Origin of the sequence: Bacillus sp. V33-4, assembly GCF_002860225.1 — a bacterium.
In the GTDB taxonomy this organism is placed as follows: Bacteria; Bacillota; Bacilli; order Bacillales; family Cytobacillaceae; genus Bacillus_BJ; species Bacillus_BJ canaveralius.
In genome coordinates this window covers 83,955-93,197 of the sequence record NZ_PGVC01000014.1, presented here as the reverse complement: position 1 = coordinate 93,197, position 9,243 = coordinate 83,955, and the positions used below count along the sequence as shown (strand labels likewise).

Annotated in this window: 13 protein-coding genes; 3 read left to right on the top strand and 10 right to left on the bottom strand. The window is 39.2% G+C overall.

Going from position 1 to position 9,243, the window contains the following annotated elements:
* Positions 1 to 144: 144 nt before the first annotated feature.
* Positions 145 to 474 (top strand): hypothetical protein, encoded by a 330-nt coding sequence (locus CVD23_RS06125; protein WP_142382886.1) that lies wholly within the window; start codon positions 145 to 147, stop codon positions 472 to 474.
* 12 nt (positions 475 to 486) lie between these two features.
* Here CVD23_RS06125 and CVD23_RS06120 read toward each other — a convergent pair whose 3' ends face one another.
* The 6 genes from CVD23_RS06120 to CVD23_RS06095 form a co-directional block, all read right to left on the bottom strand.
* Positions 487 to 819: a hypothetical protein gene (locus CVD23_RS06120; protein ID WP_257988054.1), complete on the bottom strand. Its 333-nt coding sequence runs from the start codon at positions 817 to 819 to the stop codon at positions 487 to 489.
* 55 nt (positions 820 to 874) lie between these two features.
* On the bottom strand, positions 875 to 1,342 hold the full coding sequence (locus CVD23_RS06115) for a UPF0158 family protein (RefSeq protein ID WP_101665480.1): 468 nt from the start codon (positions 1,340 to 1,342) through the stop codon (positions 875 to 877).
* 379 nt (positions 1,343 to 1,721) lie between these two features.
* Complete coding sequence (gene mazF / locus CVD23_RS06110) at positions 1,722 to 2,054, bottom strand: endoribonuclease MazF (protein ID WP_101665486.1); 333 nt, start codon at positions 2,052 to 2,054, stop codon at positions 1,722 to 1,724.
* Positions 2,054 to 2,284, bottom strand: coding sequence for an AbrB/MazE/SpoVT family DNA-binding domain-containing protein (locus tag CVD23_RS06105; RefSeq protein WP_101665479.1), 231 nt, complete (start codon positions 2,282 to 2,284; stop codon positions 2,054 to 2,056). Before CVD23_RS06105 ends, mazF begins: the two co-directional genes overlap by 1 nt.
* Positions 2,285 to 2,483: 199 nt before the next feature.
* Positions 2,484 to 2,999, bottom strand: a complete 516-nt coding sequence (locus CVD23_RS06100; protein WP_101665478.1) for a GNAT family N-acetyltransferase — start codon at positions 2,997 to 2,999, stop codon at positions 2,484 to 2,486.
* Positions 3,000 to 3,024: 25 nt separating this feature from the next.
* The gene (locus tag CVD23_RS06095; RefSeq protein WP_101665477.1) at positions 3,025 to 3,324 is read right to left on the bottom strand and encodes a hypothetical protein; all 300 of its coding nucleotides are present in this window, start codon (positions 3,322 to 3,324) and stop codon (positions 3,025 to 3,027) included.
* Between the two features lie 254 nt (positions 3,325 to 3,578).
* Between CVD23_RS06095 and CVD23_RS06090 the strand changes: the two genes are divergently transcribed.
* Both CVD23_RS06090 and CVD23_RS06085 read left to right on the top strand, forming a co-directional pair.
* Positions 3,579 to 3,905, top strand: coding sequence for a cyclic-phosphate processing receiver domain-containing protein (locus tag CVD23_RS06090; RefSeq protein WP_101665476.1), 327 nt, complete (start codon positions 3,579 to 3,581; stop codon positions 3,903 to 3,905).
* 471 nt (positions 3,906 to 4,376) lie between these two features.
* The gene (locus CVD23_RS06085) at positions 4,377 to 5,132 is read left to right on the top strand and encodes an AAA family ATPase (protein WP_101665475.1); all 756 of its coding nucleotides are present in this window, start codon (positions 4,377 to 4,379) and stop codon (positions 5,130 to 5,132) included.
* Positions 5,133 to 5,143: 11 nt separating this feature from the next.
* On the opposite strand, the gene CVD23_RS06080 is transcribed toward CVD23_RS06085, so the two are convergent.
* Genes CVD23_RS06080 through CVD23_RS06065 form a run of 4 tightly spaced genes read right to left on the bottom strand, consistent with a single transcriptional unit; the run spans position 5,144 to position 9,232 of the window.
* On the bottom strand, positions 5,144 to 5,878 hold the full coding sequence (locus CVD23_RS06080) for a sulfite exporter TauE/SafE family protein (RefSeq protein WP_180955568.1): 735 nt from the start codon (positions 5,876 to 5,878) through the stop codon (positions 5,144 to 5,146).
* 9 nt (positions 5,879 to 5,887) lie between these two features.
* Positions 5,888 to 7,252 carry an amidase gene (locus CVD23_RS06075; RefSeq protein WP_219619914.1) on the bottom strand — a complete coding sequence of 455 codons (1,365 nt, stop codon included), beginning with the start codon at positions 7,250 to 7,252 and terminating at the stop codon, positions 5,888 to 5,890.
* Positions 7,245 to 8,207 (bottom strand): carbon-nitrogen hydrolase family protein, encoded by a 963-nt coding sequence (locus CVD23_RS06070; RefSeq protein ID WP_180955067.1) that lies wholly within the window; start codon positions 8,205 to 8,207, stop codon positions 7,245 to 7,247. Before CVD23_RS06070 ends, CVD23_RS06075 begins: the two co-directional genes overlap by 8 nt.
* 20 nt (positions 8,208 to 8,227) lie before the next feature.
* On the bottom strand, positions 8,228 to 9,232 hold the full coding sequence (locus tag CVD23_RS06065; RefSeq protein WP_257988052.1) for an ABC transporter substrate-binding protein: 1,005 nt from the start codon (positions 9,230 to 9,232) through the stop codon (positions 8,228 to 8,230).
* Positions 9,233 to 9,243 lie beyond the last annotated feature (11 nt).

Genomic DNA, 9,243 nt, shown 5'->3' with positions numbered 1-9,243 from the left:
GCTACGCCATTATCTGGATGAGAAGGGAAATAATTCTCCTACAAACATTTTACTCATACTGAAAAACGCGATGGATCAATTAAAGCGTTAAGGCAGCTTTATCACCATCTAGAGTGTGGCGGACGCCTAATTGTTGATATCTTTTTGCCTGATAACGATTTTGAAATAGGCAAATTGAGAACGACAACGATAGACTGCCCAAATGGTGACACGATTACAATGGAAGAGAAACTGGTTGAAGTTGATTTTTTCAACCAATATAAAGTCTCTTATTTGAAGTATGAAAAGTGGCGTGACGGCCGGCTCATCCAAACTGAATTGCAACGATTTGCATTGCGCTGGTATGGGATAGAAGAATTCCGGCTCATTTTAGAAAGCATTGGTTTTTCAAAAGTGAGCGTGATTGCTGACTTTGAGTCTGAAAAAGAGCCAAATAATGCTTGCAAAAGCTTTTTGTTTAATGCAACAAAATAATTAGGGATTGAGTTAAATCTCTTTTATCTGTAAAAAGTTCTCTTCACTAATTTCGTGCTGATCTGACGCAAGTACTGATTGAAATCTCTTGTATAGCTCTTGGATTTCTTTTTGCTCATTTATAATGGAAATAGACTTTTCATAGATTTTCTCGCTTTCATACCAGCTTATCTCCATCCATTTAGTGGGATTGTCGTTACTTTTTAGACAAGTGGTATGAAAGTTTACATATTTATGATAAATCTCTGCTGCTTTTTCTTGAATTTCAATAAACTCTTGTTCTTTTCCTGTTTCAATATGGTACTGGTATACTTTTACAAACACAAACTCCCACCATCCTTGCAATTTACTTTATCTCTTGCAAAATTAACATAGGATTTCGAAGCGACTCATTTCAGCTTTAATCGATATACTGCAGATCATGATGCTGACACCATTCGATTGCGATTTTTTTAAATTCTTCATCTCGAAAGGAATACCATTGATCCTCAATTCCAAAATCATGAATTTTATTCTTAAATCTCCTAAAGGCACCTTTTCCATCAATAGCATCAAATAATCTGTCTTGTATTCTTTTATCTTGTACTGAATAGCAAAAGTCTTCCATAATTCTATATTCATTAATATCATTTTTTGTTGGAAGTTCTATATATTTTTCGTCATTCCCAAGGACATCAATCGCAATTTCCAGTTCCTCCTGCTGCCATTCGGGTAAATTCTCGAATGAGTCTAATTCTTCAGCATCCTGGAAGTTTTCATGAGATACGGAAATTACTTCACCAGTCTCTTTATTTAGAAAAGTATATGTATCATCAAACTGCATATCAATTCCTTCAATAACATCTCTAAGCTTAATTTTAGCGCTCATGATTATTTCCTCCGTTATTATTAGAACTTCACATGAAACCCACGTTCATACACATTTTCAGAAACCAAATACATTATTTCTATCAAGATTGATTTTAAACTGCTTCCAGCTTCAAAGCTTCTTCCAGAACTAAAAAAAATAGTTTATGATCATTGATAATTCTGGACGGCTGCCAGCTTGTTTATGGATTAAACAAATTGAAAAATTGGAACATGTGGGAATGGTAATCGCCAAAAATAAATGTGACTTCATTAGGCAGTTTCCTACTCGGGGCATGTATAAGTTAAAGCCTAATATATTATTAATTAAAGATTTCATCCAAGTATCCCTTCATAAACCTGACCCTTAGTTAAAACCTCGTTCTGAAGAAACGGCACCATTATTTAATCAGTAGTTCAATTTTCCCTTGAACTTCCTCAATTATCTCCTTAGGTGTACTGCAGATAAACATGGCTTGGCGTGCTTGCCAATCCAAGCTTTTTACTTGATCAGACAATACAGCACCTTCAATCGGTAAATCCTGTGGTAATATAACCTCGAATGGATATCCCTTAACTTTTGAGGTGACTGGACATAATAAAGCCAAACCAACTTTTCCATTATATGCTTTCGGAGATATAACAAGAGCCGGCCGTCTTCCAGCTTGTTCATGCCCAGTTTGCGAAGTGAACGTTAGCCAGACTAAATCACCGCGCTCAGGAATATAGGGCATTACCATTGTTCACGCCCTTGTGCGTCACCCGTAGACACTTCCTTATACATATTTTCCGGTCTAATCTGGGACAATAATTGATCTAGTGTTTGGTGCTTACGCCGAATAACGATTTTATCCCCTTCAATATGAAAATCAATCATATCTCCTTCTTGAATGCCCACCTGCATGGCAATTGCTTTCGGAATGCGGATACCTAAACTGTTTCCCCATTTTTGCACTTGATTCATACATTATCAACTCCTCATAAATAGTATATACATTGTATAAACATTTGACAAAAAAATCAAGCCCTTTGATTAAAAAGAATATTCTTTCTAGAAGGTGTGAATTGGCAGAGGTTAAACGTATAATGGTGACATAAGTTATCTACTTTTAAAATTTTATAAAACAAATGCAGATTATTATCCATTTGCACTCCTCCAATCATCAGCCGAAAAAAGAGCCCGGATAAGTGAGTTCACCATGGACTTTATTAAGTTCCCCGACCTTCAATTCACAAACCATGAAAACCTCATCGGGGACATCAAATTGCCTTAACTCCAACCGATACTTTCTCGCCGGTTTAAATCCGAACTTAGGATAATAATCCGGGTGGCCGATTAATAAAACCAATCCGTAGCCCAGGCCCTTGCATCTTCGCAGTCCTTCCTGCATCAGCTTGGTTCCGATCCCTTTCTTTTGGTATCCAGGCCTAACTGCTATTGGTGCAAGAACAATCACTTCATATTCATGATTTGGATTCTTTACTTTAGCTTTGCTTAAGAGGATATGGCCGGCGATTTCTCCTTTTTCTTCTGCGATGATCGACAATTCCGGAACAAATTCCTCGGATAACCGGATTCTTTCGATCAGTTTGGATTCATCGTCTCTCTCACCAAAAGCAAGATAATTTAATTGGTAAACCTTTTTATAATCACTGGCTTTTTCTGTTCGGATATTCATTGTCACTCAACTCTCTATATTTCAATTAAAGTATTAAACCTAAAACAGGGGGAAGCATTAGCATCAAAATAGAAATCGTTAACAATAGATTCGAAGTTTTTACCGGAAGTTTTTCGTTGCCTTTTCCTGAATACCAGCCAGAAAACTGCCATCTATTTCGATACAAAACAAAAAGCAATATTAAGATGCCCAAAACACCCATCCAGTCATAATCGTCTACGTTAATCCCCGTCATGGAATATACATTTACTAACACAGTACTCATAATGCCACCCAGGAAAAAGAATACTAAAACAATTCGTAATAACTCCAACACCATTCTCATAATTCTTCCCCCAACAAAATCGTATAAAAATATTTTACTATAAATATCCAAAAGTACAGTAAAAATATTTGCTTATCCGGAGCAAAAATATTCTTGAATTTTCATAAATCAAAAAAACTACTTTGTACCTATTTACGAAGCTGGAATCATTGGTATTCCTACCTTTTTTCTTGCTTATTATTGCTGGAGTACCAATTAACACTATGAATATGTGGTAAAATATTCGTAATCCGAACATAGAGGGAGGTATGGTCATGAAAATAAGTGTGTTTCTTGATGATTACCGACCTTGTCCACCAGGATATATTTTGACCGATAATATTGATGAATGTCTCAACCTGTTAGTGCATTTTCATGTCGAACATTTGTCGTTGGACCATGATCTGGTCAGCAAAACGAGAAACGGGTTAAAGCTTGTGCATTTAATGGTAGAGTACCAGTTGTTCGCAGAACGCATTACCATCCATTCTGCTAACTCCGTCGGTGGTAAAGCCATGTATCAGTTTTTAAGGGAAGCACAAAACGACCTCAAGATGCCTCACACCATCAAAATTATCTTGCGCCCCTTGCCTTTACATTAAGGTCTGGCAGATTTGACCCTCTGACGATAATCCTCTTCACCCTGTCCAGACCGTCCCTCAGCCTAATGACCAAATCGCTTTTTACGTTTCGCTTAAATAAACTCGCATTTCGCTTAATTATTATTTTTTCCGCTTAAATAATCGTATTTCCGCTTAATTATTCAAGTTTCCGCTTAAATCCCGGGAATTTCCGCTTAATTGATCCTCTCAACATTGACGGGCAGACTTATAATTTCTTGAACTCCCATTAAATAAGGCTTGTGCCAATGGCGGAATGCTGGTCCAACTAAAACAAGTGTAAAACAAGCTGAATCTGATGAAAAAACACACAAAAACCCCCCCTTTTTGTCTCCTAACAGGGGGGGTTATAATCGAACCTTCCATTTAAAAATTCCAACAGAAATAAATGTTTCCACTTCTTTAATCTGATAAAATATAGAATAAAGATCATCAGTTAAGCGGGGTAATTGTATGGATCACTTACATTCCCAATATGTTAGAGGCATTAAATTGAAAAGAGATAAAGTTCCTTCATTTAATGACTATCCTTTTAATCTCCCAAGCATTCATTCATTAACCGAACTATCTCTCCATCCAAATGTCACTTTCATTGTCGGTGAAAATGGGGTGGGCAAATCAACCTTTTTAGAAGCCATTGCCGTTTCGCTCGGATTTAATCCAGAAGGAGGTTCGTTGAACTTCAACTTCACCACTTATGACTCTCATTCCGTTCTCGAACATTACCTTAAAGTGATAAAAGGCGTATTGCGGCCCAAAGATGGCTTTTTTCTTCGAGCGGAAAGCTTTTATAATGTCGCTTCCAACATAGAAAAAATGGACAGTGAACCAGCACCCGGCCCCCGGGTAATTGACTCGTTTGGCGGAGTTTCACTCCATGAACAATCACATGGCGAAGCTTTTTTTTCGACCTTCACAAATCGTTTTCGCGGCAACGGCATTTACATTTTGGATGAACCTGAGGCGGCCCTTTCACCAATCAGGCAATTATCGATGATCGCAAGGATCCATGATCTGGTGAACGAGAATTCTCAGTTTATCATAGCGACCCATTCCCCGATCATCATGTCTTATCCATCCTCCAAAATATTTGAGCTTAGCGAGGACGGAATCAATGAAACAGCCCTGGAAGAAACCAATCACTACAAAATCATGAAACAATTTTTCGATGACAAAAATAGGTTGCTTCATCATTTGTTAGTTGATTAAGCTTTTCCATTTCATAGAAAATTGATTAGTAATATGATCGCACTTGCAATCGGAGTAATAACCATTCCGTATCGCAATAGAACTTGGGGAAGTTTCTTGGTTAACTTCGCTCCAATGTAGGTCCCAACTATCGTTCCAAGAGATACTTTTAAAAACAACAGAGTGTCAAAATAGCCGTTTACGATGTAGCCAGCGGATGCGAACATCGAAATGGGTACAATAACCAACATCGTAGTTCCTGCGGCGAACCGCATTGGAAAATGCAGCCATTTTATGAGTGACAACTGGATAAAGGGAGCTGCACCGATCCCGAAAGTTCCTGAAATCAAGCCATTACCGAGCCCGATTAGGCTATAGCCAAGAACCGCCGGATTTGTTCTCTCTTCCTCAACCCTGATGTTCACTCTAGTTTTTAACCAAAGAAGTACTGCTGAAATGACTAACACTGTCATTGTAAAAAACATCAGCACATTCGGGTCTATGAACACGGTCAATCTGGTCCCAAAGAAAGCACCAATTCCCCCGAACAAACCGACAATTAAGCCTTCTTTTAAATATAGATTCCCTTCTCGAAAGTGACTCCAACTTCCTGACAATACGCTAAAGAACATGACAGATACGGCAGTGCCTAATGCGGTATGTACGGGGATATGGAAAATCGTCACAAGTATGGCAATGATAAAACCGGAGCCCCCAGCTCCAACAAATCCCAACACGAACCCTAACAATAGCATCGTTACAATCAATAACATCTTTTACCTAAGCATCTCAGGTGTTTTCATATGCCAATCCGTTTCCTTTTGAAAAAGAAACCCGGCATCTATTAGCTTTTGCTCGTGCATCGGACCGGCAACTAGCTGCATTGCCATTGGCAGATGATTGATTTGTGTGTATCCAATAGGAATGGTCAGAGTTGGGACACCTGCATTTGTAAATGGAAGATTGTAGGCAGGTGATCCTGTTTCTGAAATCCCTTTTGGTGCGGGTGTTGGTGAGGCTGGGGTAATTAACAAATCTACATCTTTAAAGAGTTCGGTCATTTGTTCTCTAAAAATAGATCGGATTCGTTGCGCTTTCAGATAATCATTTGCTTTAATTTGTAAGCCTTCTTTAATAAACTGCTGTAAATAGGGACCGAAAAGGGCCGGTTCTTTCAAATATTTATCTGCATGATAATGGGCTGTTTCCGATTTCATCACGATGTGTTGAGCAGCGTTGGCCGCTTCCAAACTGCCGGGCAAATGAATAGAAATCGTTTTAAAACCTATGTTCTGAAGCACCTGAATCGCGTCTTCGATAGACTTTTGCAATTCACCATCAGTGTCTTTAAAATATTCATCTATTACAATGCCGATCTTATAGTCTTTCTTTTCCCGTAAGCAGAGATCTTGTTTTGGCAATGTCCAAGTGGATGAATCATGTTGGTCCGGCCCGGAAATTTCATTATAGACAAGGACTGTATCCTCAACCGTTTTTGTAAAAGCACCTATATGATCCAAGCTCCAGCTGGCGGGTATCACCCCGGCCTTGCTTATTCTTCCATAAGTTGCTTTTAACACTGTCAAGCCATTATAGGCAGCCGGTCTTGATAATGATCCGGCTGTTTGGGTCCCCAATGCCATTAAAGTCATACCTGCAGCCATGGCTGCTGCCGAACCGGAGCTTGATCCGCCAGGCGTGTGGTTTAAATTCCATGGATTCCTAGTTTCCGGTGGGCCTCCCCAGTTAGCAAATTCTGTCGTCGTTGTTTTGCCGAGTAAAATAGCCCCTGCATCAGATAATTTTTGAACCACGGTAGCATCCTGATCAGGTGTAAATCCTTTTAATGCCTTTGATCCGCCTTCAGTGTTTATTCCTTTCGTATAAATGATGTCCTTTGCTGCATATGGAATACCATATAGCTGTGAAAACGTTTTAAACTGATTCACTTTGTGCTCTAACTCTTTTGCTCTTTCAATAGCGCGATCTTTTTCAATTGTTACCCAGGCTCTTATGGTTGGCTCTGCCTGTTCGATCTGTTCTAAATATAATGAAACCAGCTCAGTTGGGGATATTTGTTTTTCTCTTAATAATCGGTGGGCATCTGCAATCGTCAAGGAAAACATAGACGTCTTAATCAATTGTAACGACTCCTTTCGGTCCAAAAAGCGGAACTGTCTCTCTCTTAATTTCATATTTTCTTACTTTCTGAACTTCACTCGAATAAGAATGATATAAATCTCCTTGTAAAAAATCCAAAAAGTTTAACCTATTCCTTTGTTCTTCTACTTTTTTACCATCGATTTCGAGGATAATGTGCTTCCAAGGTTCACTGTCTAAATGAGGTTGCACAGCATTTCCGCTTGGATCAAAGGCACAGCTTAACCCAAAGAATCGTGATGTTAACTCCCGGCCTTCAGCTTTAAGTGTTTCGTCTCCTGCCTTATTAACCCCGACAACATAGAGGCCATTTTCTCTGGCTCTGGCCTGGCACTCGGAAAGCCATGCTGCCTTTCGCTCTTCTCCTCCGGCTGCTGTTGGAATGATGATTAATTCTGCCCCCTGCAACGCGAGAGCCCTGGCAGCTTCTGGAAAGGAACGATCGAAACAGATGAGAATACCAACCTTATAGCCTTTTACATCAAAAACAGGAAATTCAGTTCCCCTCTTAAAATAACGAGTTTCATCCGTTGTTAAAGTTGGGAGTGCCAATTTTGGAATATGTGTCTTCCGATAACTGCCGATATATTCTCCTGCATCAGAAATCATAATTGCCGTATTATAATAGCTAGTGTTTTGATCATCTGCATATTTTTCAAATATGGTAATCACAACATACACACCCGAATCTCTTGCTTTTTGAGAAAAAAATGTAAACGTTTCGCCAAGTAAAGGTTCTGCTAATTCAAAAAAGCTTTGATCATCTATCGGGCAAAAATAAGGAGTCGTCATTAGCTCGGGGAAAACGACCAGGTCTGTTCCTGGATTATCGTGAATAGCATGATCAAATTGAGCAGCCAGCATTTCAAGACGATCAGTATAACTTTCTCCATTTAAATTGGGACCACTTTGCAGTCCAACTATTGTTAATTTCATAACTAGACACCTCCTCCTTGTCATTCACCAGGAATAAACTCTGAATTCACAATATCTTCATACTTCATTTCGTTTTTTATATTTCCTACAAATTTCTGCATATCGATAGCTGTTTTAAAAGCTTCCGTGGTAATCTCGACATTTTCCGGATAAACGTTGCTGTCAATCATACGTTGAACAGCTTGATCAATAACGTCTCCGTCCAGTTCCGGAAACTCTTTTTTAGCTACTTTCTTTGCAGTTTCCGGGTCTTTATGGATTAGTTTTAGAGATTCGTCCATAGCTTTTACAAATCGTTTTACTAGCTCAGGATTTTCATCGATGATTTTTTGAGACGTATTGAAAGTAGAGAATGCATAGTCGGGATATTCTTTTGTGAAATCGTAAACTAATTCCACACCTTCAGCTAAGCCCTGCTCTACCTGTGGCTGATAAGCGACCGCAATATCCGCTTCCCCTGCCAGTACGGGGCCCAGTTCAGATCCGTTTTGGACTTCAGTTACTTTTACATCGTTTTGATAATCAAGTCCGTTATCTTCGAGCAAGCGTTTGAGTAGCGTATTCGATGTGCCTGGAGCTAACCCGACGATGATTCGTTTTCCTTTTAAATCTGCCGGTGAATCAAACACAACATCTTTATTAGCAAGCACCCAGACAGGAGCGCTATTTGCTACTGCACTGACAGCTTTTGCATCGCCGCCTTTTTCATTGGCAAAACCTACGTGCTCCGGACCATGTACTGAAAATTGTGCTTCGCCGGAAAGCACAGACGTCAATGCGGTCGGGCCGGTACCGGCAGAGCGAATATTAGAGATATTTATATTATTTTCTTTAAATACACCTTCATGGAAACCCACATACAGTGGTAAATAAAGAAGAGTGTGGAAGGCCTCTGTTATAAGAACAGTGTCCATTTCACCATCTTTTTCAGTCTGGGCTGAAGAAACTCCTGCGTTACTTCCAGAACAAGCTGACAGAGTCACAACAAGTATAGATAGTAGTGTGATAATCGAATATTTTTTCATTGAAAAATCCC

What these genes read in the sequence shown, in the direction of transcription:
- CVD23_RS06085 (WP_101665475.1), top strand. Translation starts at nt 4,377, where the DNA reads ATGGATCACTTACATTCCCAATATGTTAGAGGCATTAAATTGAAAAGA.
- CVD23_RS06115 (WP_101665480.1), bottom strand. Translation starts at nt 1,342, where the DNA reads ATGAGCGCTAAAATTAAGCTTAGAGATGTTATTGAAGGAATTGATATG.
- CVD23_RS06095 (WP_101665477.1), bottom strand. Translation starts at nt 3,324, where the DNA reads ATGAGAATGGTGTTGGAGTTATTACGAATTGTTTTAGTATTCTTTTTC.
- CVD23_RS06100 (WP_101665478.1), bottom strand. Translation starts at nt 2,999, where the DNA reads ATGAATATCCGAACAGAAAAAGCCAGTGATTATAAAAAGGTTTACCAA.
- CVD23_RS06070 (WP_180955067.1), bottom strand. Translation starts at nt 8,207, where the DNA reads ATGAAATTAACAATAGTTGGACTGCAAAGTGGTCCCAATTTAAATGGA.
- CVD23_RS06065 (WP_257988052.1), bottom strand. Translation starts at nt 9,232, where the DNA reads ATGAAAAAATATTCGATTATCACACTACTATCTATACTTGTTGTGACT.
- mazF (WP_101665486.1), bottom strand. Translation starts at nt 2,054, where the DNA reads ATGCCCTATATTCCTGAGCGCGGTGATTTAGTCTGGCTAACGTTCACT.
- CVD23_RS06105 (WP_101665479.1), bottom strand. Translation starts at nt 2,284, where the DNA reads ATGAATCAAGTGCAAAAATGGGGAAACAGTTTAGGTATCCGCATTCCG.
- CVD23_RS06090 (WP_101665476.1), top strand. Translation starts at nt 3,579, where the DNA reads ATGAAAATAAGTGTGTTTCTTGATGATTACCGACCTTGTCCACCAGGA.